Source organism: Acinetobacter sp. TR3 (genome assembly GCF_027105055.1).
Taxonomy (GTDB): domain Bacteria; phylum Pseudomonadota; class Gammaproteobacteria; order Pseudomonadales; family Moraxellaceae; genus Acinetobacter.
Genome location: NZ_CP114264.1, coordinates 19,010 through 39,031, shown reverse-complemented (window position 1 = coordinate 39,031; position 20,022 = coordinate 19,010). Strand labels below are relative to the sequence as shown.

Genomic DNA, 20,022 nt, shown 5'->3' with positions numbered 1-20,022 from the left:
TTTAGGTAATTTCTCATCGGTTTTGATTGTGATCAATCAAAGTGCTTTATCCCCCATGCAGATTGCAATCTAAAACACGATGCAATCTGTCTCATTCACATGATCTCATTCTTCATAAGGAATATCGACATGAATATTTTCTGGTTCATCCCCACTCATGGTGACAGCCGTTACTTAGGCACCAGCAAGGGCGCACGTCAGGTCGATCATGCTTATATGAAACAAATCGCCGTTGCTGTCGACAACCTTGGTTATGCTGGCGTACTGATTCCAACAGGTCGTTCTTGTGAAGATCCATGGATCACAGCAGCCAGCCTCATTGATGCAACCAAACAATTAAAGTTTTTGGTGGCGCTACGTCCCGGAATTACGACACCAGCATTGGCAGCGCGCATGGCTGCTACCTTTGATCGCCTATCCAATGGTCGTATTTTACTCAATCTTGTAACAGGTGGTGATGAGCAGGAACTCAAGGGCGATGGTCTATATGAAGATCACAGCACGCGTTATCAGACTGCCTCTGAATATGTCAAAATTTGGCGTGAAATTCTGACTCGCTCCCATACAGGTGAGTCGTTTACTTTTCATGGTGAACGACTCAGTGTCGATGAAGCAAAATTACTTTATCCACCTGTGCAAAAGCCCTATCCACCCCTTTGGTTTGGTGGATCATCCGCAGACGCGACTGAACTTGCAGCCGAACAAGTCGATACTTATTTAACTTGGGGTGAACCGCCTGCGGCAGTAAAAGAAAAAATAGACCATTTAAAAGCAAAAGCCGCAGCCAAAGGGCGCATCCTGAATTATGGTATTCGCTTGCATGTCATTGTTCGTGAGACCAATGAACAGGCTTGGGCTGCTGCCGATGAACTGATTCAATATTTAGATGATGAGACTATTGCAGCAGCGCAGAAAAAATTTGCACAAATGGACTCGGTCGGGCAGCAACGTATGGCAGCTTTGCACGGCGGGCGTAAAGATCAATTAGAAGTCTCACCAAACTTATGGGCAGGTATCGGTTTAGTTCGTGGCGGTGCGGGTACGGCTTTAGTCGGCGATCCAGAAACTGTTGCTGCACGTATTCAAGAATATGCTGACTTGGGGATTGATACCTTTATTTTCTCAGGTTATCCGCATTTAGAAGAGTCGATTCGTTTTGCAGAATTGGTATTTCCTCTTCTGCCACTCAAAACTCGTGAGAAATTGGCACAGCCACATCTCACAGGTCCTTTTGGTGAAATCATTGCCAATAACTATGTGCCTGAGGTCAAAACACAAAAAGGCTTGGTTAAGGAGGAGGCATGAGAACAACGCCATTTCTAAATAATGTTTCACGTGGAACACAAAAAATAGGCAAAGGTCTCCTGCCTTGGTTGTTTCCAATTTTATTGCTGCTGATTTGGCAAGCTGCTTCAAGTTCAGGTCTATTACAAAGCCGTGTGTTACCTGCTCCAACTGCTGTAGTGAGTGCTTTTTGGCACTTACTGATCAGTGGTGAACTTTGGCATCATGTCAAAGTCAGCGCAGGTCGTGCCCTGCTTGGTTTATTGGTGGGTGGCGGTTTAGGACTGGTTCTAGGACTACTGAATGGTTCATCACGGATTGCTTCCACCTTATTAGATACTACACTGCAAATGATCCGCAATATTCCTGCGCTAGCACTCATTCCGCTGGTAATTTTGTGGTTTGGTATTGATGAAACAGCCAAACTCTTTTTAGTCGCAGTAGGTGTATTTTTTCCAATCTACATCAATACCTATCATGGTATTCGCTCGGTAGACCCTCAGTTGATTGAAATGGGTAAAAGTTATGGGCTTAATCGTTGGCAGCTCTATAAAGAAATCATTTTACCAGGTGCGATGCCATCGATTTTAGTGGGTCTACGTTTTTCTTTGGGTTTAGTTTGGGTGCTTTTAATTGTTGCCGAAACCATTTCAGCTCAAGCAGGCATTGGCTATATGACCATGAACGCACGTGAATTTTTACAGACAGATATCGTTTTGGTTGGCATTTTGCTCTATGCACTGCTTGGAAAACTCGCGGATGTACTGGCTCAAGCCCTAGAGCGATATTTATTACGTTGGCATGCAGGCTATCAAAAATAAAAAGGTCAACTATATGAGCAATCTAAATTTAAATTTCTATGAAAATCCCTTGATTCAACCCCTTGGTGAATCTGAAGCATCGACTACTGCAAGCCATAGCAATGGTGCAAATATTCTGATTGAACAACTGTATAAGTTTTATGGTGAAGTCAAAGTACTTGAGGACTTAGACTTAAATATTCAAGCAGGTGAATTTGTCGCCATAGTAGGTCGCAGTGGTTGTGGTAAAAGCACCCTACTCCGCTTAATCGCCCAACTTGAAAAACCAAGCTATGGCGAGATTAAATTTCAATCCGCAAGAAACTTTCGTGAAGGCATCACAAACGATGATATTCGCGTTATGTTTCAAGATCCACGCTTACTCCCGTGGAAAAATATTTTACACAACGTACAATTAGGTTTACCAAAAGATCAATACCTTCTTGCTGAGAATTTATTAGAAAAAGTAGGCTTAAAAGACAAATCCACACAGTGGCCAACTCAACTCTCTGGAGGTCAACGTCAACGTGCCGCATTAGCCAGAGCACTATCTCACACACCACGTATTTTATTACTGGATGAACCCTTAGGTGCACTAGATGCTCTAACGCGTTTAGAAATGCAAAGCTTGATTGAACGCCTTTGGAAAGAACAAGGCTTTACTGCAATTTTGGTCACACACGATGTCAGTGAAGCGGTACAATTGGCAGATAGAATTATTTTGCTAGATCAAGGACATATTGCACATCAATTTCAAGTGAATTTACCACGACCACGTAAGAAAACTATTGCATTTGCGCAGTTGGAACAACAAGTGTTAGATGCGGTTTTAGCAACTTAAAACCGCACCATGATCATAAAACCCACTGGATATGAATCAAAAAAATGAGCTTATTCATCAGCATTTAACACTGAATTGTTTACAAAATATGTAATTCATTTTTTAGATTTCAAGTATTATCAATTAGATCGCTTCAATTCATCTTAGAACTGCGTATTTTTCGACAAAAAAACTGTGTTATTGTGCACAAATCGGACAATTTATCTTACAATGTCAATGACATTTTTTGAATCAAGCTCGCAGATGGAACAGAAAAAAAGTACACAAAAGCGCAATCAACTGCTGAATGCTGCCCTCGATGTTTTTTCCGTCTATGGGTTTAGCGGTGCCAGTTTGGACGAGATTGCACAGCTTGCTAATATGCATAAGTCTAATATTTTCTATTATTATGAAAATAAAGAGTCACTTTACGTTGAAGTACTGACAACCGTACTGCAAAAATGGCTCGCTCCTTTACAAACCTTAGAATCAGAACTTGAGCCAACTGAAGCTCTGACTCACTATTTAATTCAAAAAATTGAAAGCTCACGTGATCAGCCAAAAGCTTCTCGTTTATTTGCCCTCGAAATTATTCAAGGTGCGCCGCATATTTTACCGATCTTAAAAGGGCCATTAAAAAAACTGTTTAAGCGTAAAACTAAAGTCATTCAAACGTGGCAAGAGCAAGGTAAATTATCAGCAGAAATTGACCCTGAATTGTTAATTATTAATATTTGGGCAATTACGCAAAACTATGCGGATTTCGCAACCCAAATGGAAATGGTTACGGGCAAAACCTTGCGTAACCGTAGTATGTACCAACGTACCATCGAGCACACCGTTCACCTGATGCTATATGGCGTGATACCACGTTAAATTTTATTCCGTTAAAAGCCTTAATTTTAGCGATTGAAATACATTAAAAAAGCGACTTTGTTAGTCGCTTTTTTCTTGCCAAATGGTTAAGGTGATTATTCAACTAAGCTAATCAAAAATGTGGAACATTGATTAAGAAACATACATGGAAAATGAATAGTCATGAAAAAGCCGCTCCAGTGCGCTGAACTCTAGAATGGCTTACTTTAAGATATTGATGCTAAAGAGGAAACTTCAAACATTTCTCATAAGGCGTATTATGTTAATTTTAGAAATATTTAAAAATTATTTTCTTTCAACAATGCCATAAAAGAAGTGAAACTGTCTGCTAGCTTTATAGTTCTTAACTTATTTTCTGTTGGTGATATTTCGATAAGGTCATCATGATAAATTAGAGCAATATGTGGCTCATCCGTATTAAAGTTGTCTCTATAATCAAAAGCTATTTGGTCACCACCTGCACATTCTCCAAAAATCACCATATGTTTATCCATAAATTCATACATGTGTTCATCAGGCTGATTTAATTCAATAGCTTCATATTTTTTGATAGAATCCTCATACTTTTTACGATCTTCTTCATCCCAAACTTCTATTTCTTCGTACCCATAGCTATAAAAATATACGTCTCTATCTGTGATCTCATTGTTATGATCTTGAAACTCAAAATAGTTCTTTTCAGGTGTTAATCCATTGTGTTTACTGAGTAATTCAACATAAGATTTGGGGAATTTATACCCAATCGATTCAGCATAATTCTCAATAATTTTTTTATCAATTTGACCACGATCTCTGCTTGCATCAATATTCATTTAGTCCGCTCAATTAATTTTTTTATAGTATAAATTATGAATTAATATTTTATTTAACACAATGGGCGTTATATGAAATTTTTAAAAAGTATATTAGAAACGGGAGCTTAAGACACCTGTTTTCGATCTCGTATAAGGTGTATTATGTTAATTTTAGATAAATTTAAATATGTGGAAAATATATAAAGAACAAAGTTCTGATCTTGGATTTGCTATTGGGTGTCTATTTTCAGAAGCAATTAATTTAAATGAGTTTAGACAATGGATTGAGCTTTGTATCAACGATTTAGATCAAGATGAAATACCGCTTTATATGTTTGATCTTATAAATTTCGAAGACTCACTAGCGAAGATTCATTTAGTTATTGGCTTTGTGCCAAGCTCTGGGCTATCAAAAACAGAAAAAATAGCGTTAGAAGGCATCTCCTATCTAAGGGGAGTAGATATTTTTGACCCTATTTCTACGCAAGAACAATCCATTGAATATCTAAAAAATAATCCACATATATCCGAGAAATTTAAGCAAACTTTTCCTTTTATAAATTTTATTTAACATAATGAACATCATACAAATAAATAAAAATATTATTTAATTTCAACAATCTACCGATACGCAAAAGTCCACCCATACAAACTACAAGGCTAGACCTTTGCATTTAAAAATGCGCCTGATACAGCGCCAATAACTTTTGTGCCCCTAGTAATAAATTCTCTTCCCAATCTAAATGAGCCGTATCATTGGCGCCATCCGTTATGTATTTGACCGAGATTAAACGCACTCCCAGTTTTTGACACACTTTGGCTAAAGCATACGCTTCCATATCCACCAAATTACAGCTGACCTTTGGAAGACCTGTTTCAAAAGAATCACCTGTGCCACAAATGCCTTTGGGTAAGTGTTCAAAGTGTGGTTGAGTATAAATCTCTGCGGGGATGTCATCATCCATTGGGGTTACACCTACAGCAAAACCCAAAGGTGATACATCCATATCACGTTGCACAAAAGTAGTGACTTCAACCAAACAGTGTGCATCGAAGTGTGAACTGCCTGCACTGCCTAAATTGATCAGCGTTTTGCATCCCGTCTTTTGAATCACCTCAAATGCCTTGAATGCTGCATTAATTTTGCCAATTCCACTGTAATGAACGTCAATGCCTGCTTGTTCAAACAACCCTTTAGATTCATTCGGTAAAGCCATAATCAGAGCAATATCAGCATTCATAAAAAAGACTCGTTCAACTCAAAATAGAGACACAAAAAAATTGTGCCTCAGCACACCTCGATATTATTGCATCTTCTGCTGTAAGGCGACCAAACAAGGAGAGAAAAATAATTGACCACTATACGCCCCTGCCAACGTTTTTTTCATCACCAATGCCCACAAACCAACTAACAATACACTTAAGATCACCGCCGCATACTGTAAAAAGTCAATATTTAACTGATGCGCCAAATTAAAGATCGCCAAGATAAACACACCAAATGGGAAAGTCAGTCCCCACCAGCCCAAGTTAAATGGAATGCCAGTACGCATATGACGCAGTGTGGTCAAAATCGCAATCCCAAACCACCATAAGCCAAAACCTAATAACACCAAACTTGCCACAATACCCAAGGCTGGCAGTAATGTCGCTAAACCTTCGAAACCCATCGCCTGCATAATACGTGGTGCTTGTTCACCCAGTAATAATAACGCTAATGCCCCTGTTCCAATCGGCCCTAAACATAACCAGCTAGAAATTGCGACCTCTTTTTCAGGTAACTGGTGTAAAGCCAGACGCAACATCAAAATCGTTAAGATTGCAAAAGCAGGTAATACTGAAATACCCCACAACACATAACCTGTGATCAAGATCGTTAATGCATGTTGATCGGCAGCTAAGTGCTCTAATAGTAGACCCGCAGAACTAGCAGCGACTTCACACGCTACGATCGGGAGTAACCATACCGCTGTCATCCGTTGTAAGTCATGATCTTGGCAGCTAAACATACAGAATGGCACCACCCACGCAATCACCACCGCAAGAACAACATCGATATACCAAAGGTAAGTGGCAATTTGAACGGCAATATCACCATATAAATGCGTACCGAAACTGAGAAAACCATTGGCAATCGTGGCTAATCCCATCGGAATAGCACCCAAAAATAGGCTCATATTGGGATGAGTAAAAATCTGCTTGGCTTCGGTTGGAAATAGAATCCAGCGTAAGCCATAAAGAATAGTGAATGTGCTAAATAACAGGATATTGAATTGCCATAATTTAGTCGCAAGCATAAATAACAGAGATGAAGCAAAAGGTAGCTGTGCTAAAATCATCGCCACTACACCCGTACCCATGGTTGCAGTAAACCAGTTTGGGGTAAAATGGCGAATCACATCTATCGTTTGTTCTAGCTGATAAAACGGCTTTTTCATCTCTTTCTCAATATCAAGCGACTATGTGACCATCTTAGAGCAACACTAAAATAAGAAAAATTGATTTATTTTTATTTAACGAATCATTTTAATTTATATAAAACTTCTAAATATTGAAAAATTCCTGTGTAAAAACACAACAACAAGACGAAACGCTGAGAATATGGCAATATATAGCCTCTGCAAAATTCGCTGAATTTAACGCCCATGAAGTTGCTTCGTCTCAACGCATTATCGCCAGATTTTCAGTTACCCCCAACTGCGGTAACGATTGGCAATTTTGATGGTGTCCATCTTGGTCATCAAGCGATGATTAGCCAGCTCAAAACATTGGCAGATGCCAAAGGCTTAAAAACATTAGTGATGATTTTCGAGCCACAACCGCTTGAATTTTTTAAAGGTTATGATGCTCCACCACGTATTAGCTCGCTTAGAGAAAAAGTAGAATATTTAACCGAGCTTGGTGTAGATTACATTGCTGTCGCAAAGTTTGATCAATATTTTAGAAGTTTAAATGCCACTGAATTTGCTGACTTACTCAAATTAAAACTCAATGCACAAAGCTTAGTACTGGGTGATGACTTCCATTTTGGTAAAGACCGCCAAGGCAACAGCGAATTCTTGCGTGATTACGGCTTTGATGTCACTAATTTAAATACTGTGGCTTTAAATAATGAACGTGTCAGTTCAACCCGTATCCGTCAGGTTCTACAAGAAGGTGATTTGGCATTAGCGGCAAAATTGTTGGGTCGCCCTTATAGCATTACGGGCCGAGTGCAATATGGCGATCAGATTGGTCGTACCCTTGATTTTCCAACCATCAATGTTCGTTTAAACCGTCATAAACCGTGTTTAAACGGAATTTATGCGGTTGATGTCGTCTGTGAAAATGCCTCACTCACTGCAAAAACAAAACACACTGATCCTGCTTTGAACGGAATTGCAGGCTATCAAGCTGACAGTTTATTTGGTGCAGGTCATGTCGGAACACGTCCAGCCATCAAACAAGAGCATCCAGAGTGGCGATTAGAAGTACATTTTCCTGATGTTTCTGCTAATCTGTATGGCTTATTGATGCGGGTCACTTTCCTTCACTATCTACATGGTGAACTGAATTACCCTTCGCTTGAAGCACTCAAAGCTGGAATCGATGATGATGTGCAAAAATTACGAGACTATCGTGAACGCACACCAAAATTTCCTTTTTAAATTTAAATTTCATTTGTAATACATGTCAGTTTAGACTGATAAAACTGGAAGAGAACTTGCATGAGCGATAAGCAAACTCCTGAAAATGCAGTGGATTATAAAGCCACACTCAATTTGCCTGATACTGAATTTGCCATGAAAGCAAATTTGGCTGTGCGTGAAGCCAAATGGTTAGAAGAGTGGTATGCCGACAACATTTATCAGCAGATTCGTGCATCGCGTATTGGCAAGAAAAAATATGTACTTCATGACGGGCCTCCATATGCCAATGGGCAAATCCATTTAGGCCATGCAGTTAATAAAGTCTTAAAAGATATCATTATTAAAAGCCGTATCATGGATGGCTTCGATGCGCCTTATGTACCAGGTTGGGACTGCCACGGTCTGCCAATCGAACTGAAAGTCGAAGAAAAAGTCGGTAAAGTAGGCGTTAAAGTCGATGCCTCCACTTTCCGTAAAGCGTGTCGTGAATATGCCTACACCCAAGTCGAATTACAGAAAAAAGACTTTGTGCGTATGGGTGTATTTGGTGACTGGGATAATCCATACCTCACCATGAACTTTAAGCAAGAAGCGGACATTGTTCGTTCGCTTGGCGCAATTGCCAAAGCAGGTCATATCGAACCGGGCTTAAAACCGGTGAACTGGTGTTTGGATTGTGGTTCTGCACTGGCTGAAGCAGAAGTTGAATACGAAGATAAAAAATCAGATGCGATTGATGTTGGCTTTACAGTTGTTGATCTTAAAGATTTAAGCGCACGTTTAAATATCAACGTGCAAGATGTAACGGACATCGTAATTTGGACAACAACGCCTTGGACGCTGCCTGCAAACCAAGCAGTTGCAGTACATGCCGACATTGATTATCAACTTGTGCAAGTTACAACTGACCGCGGCTCGCAAAACTTTATTCTTGCCAAAGATTTAGTTGAATCAGCAATCGAACGTTATAAGCTTGAAAACCCAGTGGTATTGGCTGATTTTCAAGGCTCGGCTATCGAAAATGTTCTATTACAACATCCTCTAATTACTGATCGCCAAGTGCCTGTTATTTTAGGTGAACACGTTATTGCAACCAGTGGTACAGGTGCCGTACATACCGCTCCTGGGCATGGTGTAGACGACTATAAAGTGGGCTTACTGTATAACTTAAAAGTTGAAAATCCAGTCGGTGGTAATGGCGTATATTTACCAACTGCACCGATTTTTGCAGGCGAACACATTTATAAAGCCAATCCAAAAATTATCGAAGCTTTGGGTGCTGTAGGTCGTTTATGGGCACATCAGCCGATTAAACATAGCTATCCACACTGTTGGCGTCATAAAACCCCAATTATCTTCCGTGCAACACCACAATGGTTTATCAGCATGGATGCCAAAGGCCTGCGCCAAACGGCACTGAATGCAATTGAAAATGACATCGAATTTGTGCCTGATTGGGGTAAAAATCGTATTCAATCCATGATTGAAGGTCGCCCTGACTGGTGTATTTCACGTCAACGTACTTGGGGTGTGCCAATCCCATTCTTTGTACACAAAGATACCAATGCTTTGCATCCTCGTACGCCTGAATTGATCGAAGAAGTGGCACAACTGATCGAGCAAGAAGGGATTGATGGTTGGTATAACCGTGATGCGAGCGATTTTATTGGTGCGGATGCTGAACAATACAATGCAGTACGCGATACACTAGACGTTTGGTTTGACTCTGGTACAACACATTACGCAGTATTGCGTGAACGTGAAGAATTACAAGATCCAGCAGACTTATATCTTGAAGGTTCAGACCAACACCGTGGCTGGTTCCAATCGTCGTTGTTAACCTCGATCGCGATCAATGAACGTGCGCCATATAAAGGTCTTCTCACCCACGGTTTCGTGGTAGATGAGAAAGGTCGTAAGATGTCTAAATCATTAGGCAACATCATCACCCCACAAGATATTATCAAAGATATGGGTGCAGATGGCTTACGCTTCTGGATCGCATCTGCTGACTATCGCTATGAAATGACAGCTGGTAAAGAAATCTTTAGCCGTGCGTCAGATGGTTATCGTCGTATTCGTAATACTTTACGTTTCTTGTTGGCCAACTTGAATGGTTTCAAACCATCAACTGATGCTCTACCTGTAAATGAGTTGATTGCATTAGATCAATACATCTTACAACGTGCTGCTGATGTTCAAAAAACCATTCAGCAAGCCTATGAAGAGATGAATTTCCATATTGTCACCAACGCATTGACCAATTTCTGTATCAATGATTTAGGTGGCTTCTATCTCGACATCATCAAAGATCGTCAGTACACCACCAAAGCAGATTCTCAGGCACGTCATTCTGCGCAAACAGCGCTATATCATATCGTGCAAGCTTTTGTTCGCTGGATGTCACCTATCCTCAGCTTTACCGCACAAGAAGCTTGGCCATTAATTCCAGAACAAACTGGCAAATATGTATTTACCGCTGAATGGTATGACATCCCAACTGCATCAACAGCAAACTTACTGTCTGAAGCAGATTGGCAAACATTGATTAGCGTAAAATCAGCAGTAAATAAACAGATTGAAGCAGCACGTAACGCTAAACTCATCGGCAGTAACTTATCTGCAAAAGTTGAACTTTGGGCAGATGAAGCATTACAAACATTGTTAAACCAATTGGCTGATGAACTACGTTTTGTCTTGATTACTTCTCAAGTCATCGTTCACCCTTATGCTGAACAAGGTGAAAACACGGATCTTGCAGGATTACGTGTCCAAGTCTCCGCAGCAGATGGTGAAAAATGTGTACGTTGCTGGCATGTATTGCCAGATGTAAATACACACGTTGGTCATACTGGATTATGCGCTCGTTGTATCGTCAACGTCACAGGTAGTGGCGAAGTGAGAAAGTATGCCTAATACACAAGCAAAAAAAGGCTTGTTTCAATTTTATCCGCACAATTTACTTTGGCTCGGGCTATCGGTCCTTGCCATTGTGTTGGATCAATGGACCAAATGGGTTGCAAGCTCGCATTTAAACTATGCAGATCCTGTACCTGTATTGCCTTTTTTGAATTGGACTTTACTCCATAATCATGGTGCAGCCTTCAGCTTTTTATCTGATGCGGGTGGTTGGCAACGTTATTTATTTACCTCTTTGGCGGGTGTGGTATCCATCATTTTTATTTTTTGGTTGATGCGTATGCCAAAGAAAATGATTGTATTACCAATGGCGATTGCGTTAATTCTTGGTGGTGCAATTGGCAATTTAATTGACCGTGTTAGCTTAGGTTATGTGGTCGATTTCATCCACGTTTATTATCAAAATAACCACTTTCCTGCGTTCAATCTTGCGGATAGTGCCATTACTTTAGGTACTATTTTACTACTGATTGATACCTTCTTCCTTGAGAAGAAACGTAACCCAAACATGGAAAATTAAGATGACTGAAATTATCCAACCAAACGAAGAAATTCGTATTCAAGATGGCTCAAAAGTCGACTTACATTTTTCTGTTTCTATTGAAAATGGTGTTGAGATTGACAATACACGTAATCGTGAAGAACCCGTCAGTCTTGTGATCGGCGATGGTAACTTACTGCCAGGATTCGAAAAGGCATTATTTGGTTTACGTGCAGGCGACCGTCGTACCGTACATTTACCACCAGAAGATTCTTTTGGTCCTTGGAATCCTGAAAATATTCAGACCTTTGATACGGTTAAATTTGAGCAACGCCCAATTGTGGGTCATATGATTGAATTTGAAGATAAGGCCAAAGCAACTTTGTTTGGCATCGTAAAATCAGTCAATGATGACATCACAGAGATTGATTTTAATCATCCACTGGCAGGCAAAAATATTACTTTTGAAGTGGAAATCTTCAAAGTCACCCCAGCAGGCCAGCAAGGCATCAAATTGATGTAACAAAAAAGCTCTCAAATGAGAGCTTTTTTTATCGCCTAAAAAAAGTATAAGATCATTTAAAGGCATTCATTTTTAAAATCAAAGTAATAACACACAGGAATTTAAACATGCTGATTTATATTATTGTTGGTAGTGTTCGGGAAGGTCGTACAGCGATCAAAGTCGCAAATTGAGTACAGCAAGCAACCACTAAACTCGCATTAAAAGATATTCAAACAGAGATCGTCGATCTTAAGGAATGGGACTTACCACTCTTTGCGGGTTCTCATCCACCGGCAACAGGCATCTATGATCAGCCGAAACAACAGCAATGGGCGGATAAAATTGCGCAGGCACAGGCGTTTATCTTCATTAGTCCTGAATATAACCATGGCTATAGTCCAGCACTGAAGAATGCCTTGGATTATGTGGGTAAAGAATGGCAAGGCAAACCTGCAGCCTTTATCGGCTATGGTTCAACCAATGGCTCCCGTTCAATCAGTCAAATTCGCCAAGTGACCTCTAGCTTAGGTATCGTTGATCCCAATGCTGTGATTGAAATTCGCGACATCTTTAAACGTAATAAAGACGAGAACTTTGAAGCCAATGAGTTTGAAGTGAAAGGCTTAGCGGCTCTCGTTGCCAAATTACAGAAATATCATATCGCTTAGTTGTACGCCTAAGCGTACGTTGATTAGGTCGATTTACGTCTATTCCACTTTCGACTTGGTCGCTAATATATAAAGCATAGAGAGACAGGAAGTCTCATTGAGAATAAGAATAGACACAGGACGTGGTCGTTAATAGGATATCAACGACATAAACTGAATATGAAGAAGCCCCGTCAGGATGATGGGGCTTCTTTTTATCTATTCTTTCTCTAGCAACTGCTGAATTCTCTTTTGATAATTATTTAAAAAATCCTTTGTTACCCGAAAATGCTCTGTTTCTTCATAAGATATTTCTTTAATCCCTGAATCCGAAAATTGATAAATTTTGGCATTTGGATAAGCCAATAAAATAGGAGAATGGGTGGCAATAATAAATTGAGATTGCTCCCGACATAAACGATCCAAAACAGATAAGGTTGTCATCAACATTGTTGGAGACAAGGCGGCTTCTGGCTCATCTAAAAGATATAAACCTTTCCCTTTTAATTTCATTGTTAATAATTTTAAGAAAGCCTCTCCATGCGAGCGCAAATGTATATCTCCCCCATACTCCACCAAATAGTTTACTTGCTTCATATAGGTTGCAACGTTATAGAAGCTCTCAGCACGTAAAAAGTAATAATCTTGGGGCTTCTTATAGCTTTTTATCGTTCGAATCGCCTGATGCAAATCAGAAGCTGTTGTCGCTGTATTTAATTGTACATTCCGCGTTCCACCTTCTTCTGAAAAACCCAAAGCAAGTGCTAAAGCTTCAAGAATGGTCGATTTCCCTGAACCATTCTCCCCGACAAAGAAAGTGACTTCTGGATGGAACTCGATACTTTCTAGATCATTAACAGCAGGAACGACATAAGGATAACTGGCCCAATCTAAGGACTCAGGAGATTTAAACTTCACAGCTCGAATATAGGGTCTTTCTTGCATAAAATATTGGCAAAACGATTTGTTATAGCATGCTAGATTTTAAGTTTGAAAAATACCTTCATTCATTTATGAACGTCTTGAGCTGTCGTATTGTAAATCTAACAGAACTATCCTAAATTTTGCTGCTTTAGGCATTCAATCATTTCATCCAATACTTTCTGCCCCATCGTTGTTCGCACAACTTCATTTAAATCCCCTGCTAAAAAGCAAGACCAAGTCGTACTCGTTGAACCAGAAGAATGCGCATAACGTCCACAAGCAGACCAGACCTTTTGGTCTGATGTAATAGAAGCTAAATACAGCTCCCCTTCAGGATCATCCAATATCCATTCGCGAATAACTCTAGGTGCTTTATATTTTTTCTTAGGTTTTTCTAACCACGTCCATACTAAAAAACCTAAATAGACAATTCCAATAGCAGATAAAAGTTCATAGAGAATCATATCAGTCCTAATAGCATTTCTTATTTAGCATCTAATCAGGATAAAAATAGCACAACTCGTTAAATATTGGCTTATATTTTTCTTTTTCCACTGCCAATAAAAAAACACCCCTAACCGTTAGGTTAGGGGTGTTTATAATTTAAAAGCTGGCGATGACTTACTCTCACATGGCAAACGCCACACTACCATCAGCGCTAAGAGGTTTCACTTCTGAGTTCGGGAAGGGATCAGGTGGTTCACTCTTGCTATTGTCGCCAGCAAACTGTTTATGGATACTTGCTTTGGTCTTATCTATGCCAAGGCTTTTTCCAAATGAGTTATTAACGGATTAGATATTGAGTCTAACTTTGTGTTCAGCATTTTAACTAGTTTTCACACTAAATCAAGTTATGTATTGAATTTATCTTGAATACAACAACTGTTTGGGTGTTGTATAGTCAAGCCTCACGAGCAATTAGTATTGGTCAGCTTCACACGTCACCGTGCTTCCACACCCAACCTATCAACGTCCTAGTCTCGAACGGCTCTTTAGAGGAATAAATTCCTAGGGAAATCTTATCTTGAGGTAGGCTTCCCGCTTAGATGCTTTCAGCGGTTATCCCTTCCGAACATAGCTACCCGGCGATGCGACTGGCGTCACAACCGGTACACCAGAGGTTCGTCCACTCTGGTCCTCTCGTACTAGGAGCAGATCCTCTCAAATTTCCAGCGCCCACGGTAGATAGGGACCGAACTGTCTCACGACGTTCTAAACCCAGCTCGCGTACCTCTTTAAATGGCGAACAGCCATACCCTTGGGACCTGCTTCAGCCCCAGGATGAGATGAGCCGACATCGAGGTGCCAAACACCGCCGTCGATATGAACTCTTGGGCGGTATCAGCCTGTTATCCCCAGAGTACCTTTTATCCGTTGAGCGATGGCCCTTCCATACAGAACCACCGGATCACTAAGACCTACTTTCGTACCTGCTCGACTTGTGGGTCTCGCAGTTAAGCGCGCTTTTGCCTTTATACTCTACGCGTGATTTCCGACCACGCTGAGCGCACCTTCGTACTCCTCCGTTACTCTTTAGGAGGAGACCGCCCCAGTCAAACTACCCACCAGACATGGTCCTCGCCCCGGATTACGGGGCAGAGTTAGAACCTCAACATTACCAGGGTGGTATTTCAAGGACGGCTCCATTGGAACTAGCGTTCCAACTTCAAAGCCTCCCACCTATCCTACACAAGTAAGGTCAAAGTTCAATGTCAAGCTGCAGTAAAGGTTCACGGGGTCTTTCCGTCTAGCCGCGGGTACACTGCATCTTCACAGCGATTTCGATTTCACTGAGCCTCTGCTGGAGACAGCGCCGCCATCATTATGCCATTCGTGCAGGTCGGAACTTACCCGACAAGGAATTTCGCTACCTTAGGACCGTTATAGTTACGGCCGCCGTTTACTGGGGCTTCGATCAAGAGCTTCGCTTACGCTAACCCCATCAATTAACCTTCCAGCACCGGGCAGGCATCACACCCTATACGTCCACTTTCGTGTTTGCAGAGTGCTATGTTTTTAATAAACAGTTGCAGCGGCCTGGTTTCTGTGGCTGCCAATAGCTCAGGGAGCAAGTCCCATCACCGTCAGCAGCGTACCTTCTCCCGAAGTTACGGTACCATTTTGCCTAGTTCCTTCAGCAGAGTTCTCTCAAGCGCTTTGGTCTACTCGACCTGACCACCTGTGTCGGTTTCGGGTACGATTCCTGTGTAACTGAAGCTTAGAGACTTTTCCTGGAAGCATGGTATCAGCCACTTCACTGTACAAGTACAGCTTGCTATCAGTTCTCAGCATAGAGTACCCCGGATTTGCCTAAGATACATGCCTACAACCTTCCACCTGGACAACCAACGCCAGGCTGACTTAACCTTCTCCGTCCTCTCATCGCATTACACAGAAGTATTGGAATATTAACCAATTTCCCATCGACTACGCCTCTCGGCCTCGCCTTAGGGGTCGACTCACCCAGCCCCGATTAACGTTGGACTGGAACCCTTGGTCTTTCAGCGAACGGGTTTTTCACCCGTTTTGTCGTTACTCACGTCAGCATTCGCACTTCTGATACCTCCAGCATACTTCTCAATACACCTTCATCGGCTTACAGAACGCTCCCCTACCACTTGACTATTGTCAAATCCGCAGCTTCGGCACATAGTTTTAGCCCCGTTACATCTTCCGCGCAGGCCGACTCGACTAGTGAGCTATTACGCTTTCTTTAAAGGGTGGCTGCTTCTAAGCCAACCTCCTAGCTGTCTATGCCTTCCCACATCGTTTCCCACTTAACTATGATTTTGGGGCCTTAGCTGGCGGTCTGGATTGTTTTCCTCTTGACTACGGACGTTAGCACCCGCAGTCTGTCTCCCGGATAGTACTCATTGGTATTCGGAGTTTGCATCGGTTTGGTAAGTCGGGATGACCCCCTAGCCGAAACAGTGCTCTACCCCCAATGGTATTCGTCCGAGGCGCTACCTAAATAGCTTTCGGGGAGAACCAGCTATCACCAGGCTTGATTAGCCTTTCACCCCTATCCACAAGTCATCCCCTGGCTTTTCAACGACAGTGGGTTCGGTCCTCCAGTTAGTGTTACCCAACCTTCAACCTGCTCATGGATAGATCGCCTGGTTTCGGGTCTATACCCAGCAACTAAACGCCCTATTAAGACTCGATTTCTCTACGGCTCCCCTATACGGTTAACCTCGCTACTGAATATAAGTCGCTGACCCATTATACAAAAGGTACGCAGTCACCGAACAAGTCGGCTCCCACTGCTTGTATGCATGCGGTTTCAGGATCTATTTCACTCCCCTCACAGGGGTTCTTTTCGCCTTTCCCTCACGGTACTGGTTCACTATCGGTCAGTCAGGAGTATTTAGCCTTGGAGGATGGTCCCCCCATATTCAGACAAGGTTTCACGTGCCTCGCCCTACTCGTCATCATTGTGTGTGCCCTTTCGTGTACGGGAATATCACCCTCTACGTTCGCACTTCCCAGAGCGTTCCACTAGAACACACACAACTTAATGGGCTGCTCCCCGTTCGCTCGCCGCTACTAAGGGAATCTCAATTGATTTCTTTTCCTAAGGGTACTGAGATGTTTCACTTCCCCTCGTTCGCTTCATAAGCCTATGTATTCAGCTTATGATACCCGCCTTATAGCGGGTGGGTTCCCCCATTCAGAAATCTCCGGATCAAAGGATATTTGCCGCCTCCCCGGAGCTTATCGCAGGCTATTACGTCTTTCATCGCCTCTGACTGCCAAGGCATCCACCACATGCACTTAATTACTTGACTATACAACCCCAAACAGTCGTTAACACATACAAGTCAGTGTTAGCGTTGCAAACTTAATTGCTACTATTCGTTGTCTGTGAACTTAATCACCATACAGCTTCAATCTAAATTCATATACCAAAACGCTTGATTCAGTGTTTTTGCTAGTTCTCAGATTAAATATTAATTTAACAATTACTTGTTATCTTCCTATTTAATCGAGTTTGAACAATTTATTTCAGACTCAAATTCTAATCTGTTAATGATTAACTACAGCCTCGTCAGCTTGCAGTAAACTGTGATAAATCACAGAGATTAATAAACCAGTCAAATTAGACTGTATTCACTAAACTCTATAATCTTCTTAGCTTGTACTCTGTAAAGTACATGGTGGAGACTAGGAGAGTCGAACTCCTGACCTCCTGCGTGCAAAGCAGGCGCTCTACCAACTAAGCTAAGTCCCCAGCTTATCACTTAATGAACGATATATCTTTCAGATTTGGTGGGTCTGACAAGACTTGAACTTGTGACCCCACGCTTATCAAGCGTGTGCTCTAACCAACTGAGCTACAGACCCTCAGATACATCTTCGAAGAACAACTTGTTGTGGATTCTTACCGATCGTCAATCTTTCGTTAAGGAGGTGATCCAGCCGCAGGTTCCCCTACGGCTACCTTGTTACGACTTCACCCCAGTCATCGGCCACACCGTGGTAAGCGTCCTCCTTGCGGTTAGACTACCTACTTCTGGTGCAACAAACTCCCATGGTGTGACGGGCGGTGTGTACAAGGCCCGGGAACGTATTCACCGCGGCATTCTGATCCGCGATTACTAGCGATTCCGACTTCATGGAGTCGAGTTGCAGACTCCAATCCGGACTACGATCGGCTTTTTGAGATTAGCATCCTATCGCTAGGTAGCAACCCTTTGTACCGACCATTGTAGCACGTGTGTAGCCCTGGCCGTAAGGGCCATGATGACTTGACGTCGTCCCCGCCTTCCTCCAGTTTGTCACTGGCAGTATCCTTAAAGTTCCCGACATTACTCGCTGGCAAATAAGGAAAAGGGTTGCGCTCGTTGCGGGACTTAACCCAACATCTCACGACACGAGCTGACGACAGCCATGCAGCACCTGTATCTAGATTCCCTAAGGCACCAATCCATCTCTGGAAAGTTTCTAGTATGTCAAGGCCAGGTAAGGTTCTTCGCGTTGCATCGAATTAAACCACATGCTCCACCGCTTGTGCGGGCCCCCGTCAATTCATTTGAGTTTTAGTCTTGCGACCGTACTCCCCAGGCGGTCTACTTATCGCGTTAGCTGCGCCACTAAAGCCTCAAAGGCCCCAACGGCTAGTAGACATCGTTTACGGCATGGACTACCAGGGTATCTAATCCTGTTTGCTCCCCATGCTTTCGTACCTCAGCGTCAGTATTAGGCCAGATGGCTGCCTTCGCCATCGGTATTCCTCCAGATCTCTACGCATTTCACCGCTACACCTGGAATTCTACCATCCTCTCCCATACTCTAGCTGACCAGTATCGAATGCAATTCCTAAGTTAAGCTCAGGGATTTCACATCCGACTTAATCAGCCGCCTACGCACGCTTTACGCCCAGTAAATCCGATTAACGCTCGCACCCTCTGTATTACCGCGGCTGCTGGCACAGAGTTAGCCGGTGCTTATTCTGCGAGTAACGTCCACTATCCAGTAGTATTAATACTAGTAGCCTCCTCCTCGCTTAAAGTGCTTTACAACCAAAAGGCCTTCTTCACACACGCGGCATGGCTGGATCAGGCTTCCGCCCATTGTCCAATATTCCCCACTGCTGCCTCCCGTAGGAGTCTGGGCCGTGTCTCAGTCCCAGTGTGGCGGATCATCCTCTCAGACCCGCTACAGATCGTCGCCTTGGTAGGCCTTTACCCCACCAACTAGCTAATCCGACTTAGGCTCATCATTTAGCGCAAGGTCCGAAGATCCCCTGCTTTCTCCCGTAGGACGTATGCGGTATTAGCATTCCTTTCGGAATGTTGTCCCCCACTAAATGGCAGATTCCTAAGCATTACTCACCCGTCCGCCGCTAAGATAAGGTGCAAGCACCTCATCTCCGCTCGACTTGCATGTGTTAAGCCTGCCGCCAGCGTTCAATCTGAGCCATGATCAAACTCTTCAGTTTAAAATCATTAGTAGCTTATGGCTACAAATCTTGGCTCATCAATTTTCTGACTAAAAATTCGCTCAAATAAACTTCGAGAAATTTCTACCATTCAATCAATGAAATATTTTCGATCGATCAACCAGTAAAAATCCACACAAGTTGTTCTTCTATTCTCTTAATGATCTTCTCGATGATTCGTCATCATCAAGCTAGGTCGGCTATGTTACTCTAATCTAAACTAAAGTCAACAGGTAATTTCGATATTTTTTAAACCTACCAATCAACCCAAGAATCTAACCTTTCTAGCCAAATCCTTGTTTCTCAACAAGTTTTTATCTGCATCACCGCCGATGGATGTGCATTCTACAGTATTCCTTACCCAATACAACCCCCTTTCTTATTATTTTCTTTTGCATGTTT

14 protein-coding genes, 2 tRNA genes, 3 rRNA genes and 1 pseudogene are annotated in these 20,022 nt (G+C 42.2%); 10 read left to right on the top strand and 10 right to left on the bottom strand.

All coding sequences use genetic code 11. The features are described 5' to 3' along the window. The first annotated feature begins 129 nt into the window (after positions 1-129). The 4 genes from ssuD (at position 130) to O1449_RS00165 (ending at position 3,780) form a co-directional block, all read left to right on the top strand. A complete protein-coding gene (gene ssuD, locus O1449_RS00180; RefSeq protein ID WP_269229185.1) occupies positions 130-1,305 on the top strand; it encodes an FMNH2-dependent alkanesulfonate monooxygenase in 1,176 nt (391 codons plus the stop codon). Continuing rightward, complete coding sequence (ssuC, locus tag O1449_RS00175; RefSeq protein ID WP_269238807.1) at positions 1,302-2,105, top strand: aliphatic sulfonate ABC transporter permease SsuC; 804 nt, start codon at positions 1,302-1,304, stop codon at positions 2,103-2,105. The genes ssuD and ssuC overlap by 4 nt, the downstream gene beginning before the upstream one ends. Positions 2,106-2,118: 13 nt before the next feature. Further along, entirely contained in the window at positions 2,119-2,925 is an 807-nt protein-coding gene (locus O1449_RS00170) for an ATP-binding cassette domain-containing protein (RefSeq protein ID WP_269238806.1), read from the top strand. Positions 2,926-3,168: 243 nt separating this feature from the next. Next, positions 3,169-3,780 (top strand): TetR/AcrR family transcriptional regulator, encoded by a 612-nt coding sequence (locus tag O1449_RS00165; RefSeq protein ID WP_269229188.1) that lies wholly within the window; start codon positions 3,169-3,171, stop codon positions 3,778-3,780. Between the two features lie 278 nt (positions 3,781-4,058). Here the strand turns inward: O1449_RS00165 and O1449_RS00160 are convergent, their stop codons facing one another. Further along, positions 4,059-4,592 (bottom strand): SMI1/KNR4 family protein, encoded by a 534-nt coding sequence (locus O1449_RS00160; RefSeq protein ID WP_269229190.1) that lies wholly within the window; start codon positions 4,590-4,592, stop codon positions 4,059-4,061. Positions 4,593-4,761: 169 nt separating this feature from the next. Here O1449_RS00160 and O1449_RS00155 point away from each other — a divergent pair, with 169 nt between their 5' ends. After that, positions 4,762-5,145, top strand: coding sequence for a hypothetical protein (locus tag O1449_RS00155; RefSeq protein ID WP_269229191.1), 384 nt, complete (start codon positions 4,762-4,764; stop codon positions 5,143-5,145). A gap of 103 nt (positions 5,146-5,248) precedes the next feature. Here the strand turns inward: O1449_RS00155 and O1449_RS00150 are convergent, their stop codons facing one another. Together O1449_RS00150 and O1449_RS00145 are read right to left on the bottom strand one after the other, a co-directional pair. Beyond that, the gene (locus O1449_RS00150) at positions 5,249-5,815 is read right to left on the bottom strand and encodes a 5'-methylthioadenosine/S-adenosylhomocysteine nucleosidase family protein (protein WP_125316883.1); all 567 of its coding nucleotides are present in this window, start codon (positions 5,813-5,815) and stop codon (positions 5,249-5,251) included. Between the two features lie 63 nt (positions 5,816-5,878). Next, positions 5,879-7,012 carry a TDT family transporter gene (locus O1449_RS00145; protein ID WP_269238805.1) on the bottom strand — a complete coding sequence of 378 codons (1,134 nt, stop codon included), beginning with the start codon at positions 7,010-7,012 and terminating at the stop codon, positions 5,879-5,881. A 207-nt stretch (positions 7,013-7,219) separates the two neighbouring features. Between O1449_RS00145 and ribF the strand changes: the two genes are divergently transcribed. From ribF to O1449_RS00120, 5 genes and pseudogenes are all read left to right on the top strand, one after another. Continuing rightward, a complete protein-coding gene (gene ribF / locus O1449_RS00140; protein WP_269238804.1) occupies positions 7,220-8,221 on the top strand; it encodes a riboflavin biosynthesis protein RibF in 1,002 nt (333 codons plus the stop codon). Positions 8,222-8,281: 60 nt separating this feature from the next. Further along, entirely contained in the window at positions 8,282-11,119 is a 2,838-nt protein-coding gene (gene ileS, locus O1449_RS00135) for an isoleucine--tRNA ligase (protein WP_269238803.1), read from the top strand. Next, a complete protein-coding gene (gene lspA / locus O1449_RS00130) occupies positions 11,112-11,642 on the top strand; it encodes a signal peptidase II (RefSeq protein ID WP_269238802.1) in 531 nt (176 codons plus the stop codon). Before ileS ends, lspA begins: the two co-directional genes overlap by 8 nt. 1 nt (position 11,643) lies before the next feature. Further along, complete coding sequence (locus O1449_RS00125; protein ID WP_269238800.1) at positions 11,644-12,126, top strand: FKBP-type peptidyl-prolyl cis-trans isomerase; 483 nt, start codon at positions 11,644-11,646, stop codon at positions 12,124-12,126. A 107-nt stretch (positions 12,127-12,233) separates the two neighbouring features. Continuing rightward, positions 12,234-12,776 (top strand): annotated as a pseudogene (locus O1449_RS00120) (NADPH-dependent FMN reductase). Between the two features lie 198 nt (positions 12,777-12,974). Here O1449_RS00120 and O1449_RS00115 read toward each other — a convergent pair. The 7 genes from O1449_RS00115 to O1449_RS00085 all read right to left on the bottom strand — a co-directional run bounded on the left by O1449_RS00115 (position 12,975) and on the right by O1449_RS00085 (position 19,620). Further along, positions 12,975-13,700, bottom strand: coding sequence for an AAA family ATPase (locus O1449_RS00115; RefSeq protein ID WP_159885648.1), 726 nt, complete (start codon positions 13,698-13,700; stop codon positions 12,975-12,977). Positions 13,701-13,807: 107 nt separating this feature from the next. Further along, positions 13,808-14,143, bottom strand: coding sequence for a hypothetical protein (locus O1449_RS00110; RefSeq protein ID WP_269238799.1), 336 nt, complete (start codon positions 14,141-14,143; stop codon positions 13,808-13,810). Between the two features lie 144 nt (positions 14,144-14,287). Further along, positions 14,288-14,402, bottom strand: a 5S ribosomal RNA gene (rrf, locus tag O1449_RS00105). A gap of 174 nt (positions 14,403-14,576) precedes the next feature. Continuing rightward, a 23S ribosomal RNA gene (locus tag O1449_RS00100) occupies positions 14,577-17,467 on the bottom strand. A gap of 367 nt (positions 17,468-17,834) precedes the next feature. Beyond that, positions 17,835-17,910: transfer RNA gene (locus O1449_RS00095), tRNA-Ala, on the bottom strand. 36 nt (positions 17,911-17,946) lie between these two features. Further along, positions 17,947-18,023, bottom strand: a tRNA-Ile gene (locus tag O1449_RS00090). A 59-nt stretch (positions 18,024-18,082) separates the two neighbouring features. Beyond that, positions 18,083-19,620, bottom strand: a 16S ribosomal RNA gene (locus O1449_RS00085). Together the 16S, 23S and 5S rRNA genes with 2 tRNA genes alongside form the textbook arrangement of a ribosomal RNA operon. Positions 19,621-20,022: the final 402 nt, after the last annotated feature.

Excerpts from the sequence above, each read along its gene's own strand:
- ssuD (WP_269229185.1), top strand. The coding sequence starts at position 130 with ATGAATATTTTCTGGTTCATCCCCACTCATGGTGACAGCCGTTACTTA.
- ssuC (WP_269238807.1), top strand. The coding sequence starts at position 1,302 with ATGAGAACAACGCCATTTCTAAATAATGTTTCACGTGGAACACAAAAA.
- O1449_RS00170 (WP_269238806.1), top strand. The coding sequence starts at position 2,119 with ATGAGCAATCTAAATTTAAATTTCTATGAAAATCCCTTGATTCAACCC.
- O1449_RS00165 (WP_269229188.1), top strand. The coding sequence starts at position 3,169 with ATGGAACAGAAAAAAAGTACACAAAAGCGCAATCAACTGCTGAATGCT.
- O1449_RS00160 (WP_269229190.1), bottom strand. The coding sequence starts at position 4,592 with ATGAATATTGATGCAAGCAGAGATCGTGGTCAAATTGATAAAAAAATT.
- O1449_RS00155 (WP_269229191.1), top strand. The coding sequence starts at position 4,762 with ATGTGGAAAATATATAAAGAACAAAGTTCTGATCTTGGATTTGCTATT.
- O1449_RS00150 (WP_125316883.1), bottom strand. The coding sequence starts at position 5,815 with ATGAATGCTGATATTGCTCTGATTATGGCTTTACCGAATGAATCTAAA.
- O1449_RS00145 (WP_269238805.1), bottom strand. The coding sequence starts at position 7,012 with ATGAAAAAGCCGTTTTATCAGCTAGAACAAACGATAGATGTGATTCGC.
- ribF (WP_269238804.1), top strand. The coding sequence starts at position 7,220 with ATGAAGTTGCTTCGTCTCAACGCATTATCGCCAGATTTTCAGTTACCC.
- ileS (WP_269238803.1), top strand. The coding sequence starts at position 8,282 with ATGAGCGATAAGCAAACTCCTGAAAATGCAGTGGATTATAAAGCCACA.
- lspA (WP_269238802.1), top strand. The coding sequence starts at position 11,112 with ATGCCTAATACACAAGCAAAAAAAGGCTTGTTTCAATTTTATCCGCAC.
- O1449_RS00125 (WP_269238800.1), top strand. The coding sequence starts at position 11,644 with ATGACTGAAATTATCCAACCAAACGAAGAAATTCGTATTCAAGATGGC.
- O1449_RS00115 (WP_159885648.1), bottom strand. The coding sequence starts at position 13,700 with ATGCAAGAAAGACCCTATATTCGAGCTGTGAAGTTTAAATCTCCTGAG.
- O1449_RS00110 (WP_269238799.1), bottom strand. The coding sequence starts at position 14,143 with ATGATTCTCTATGAACTTTTATCTGCTATTGGAATTGTCTATTTAGGT.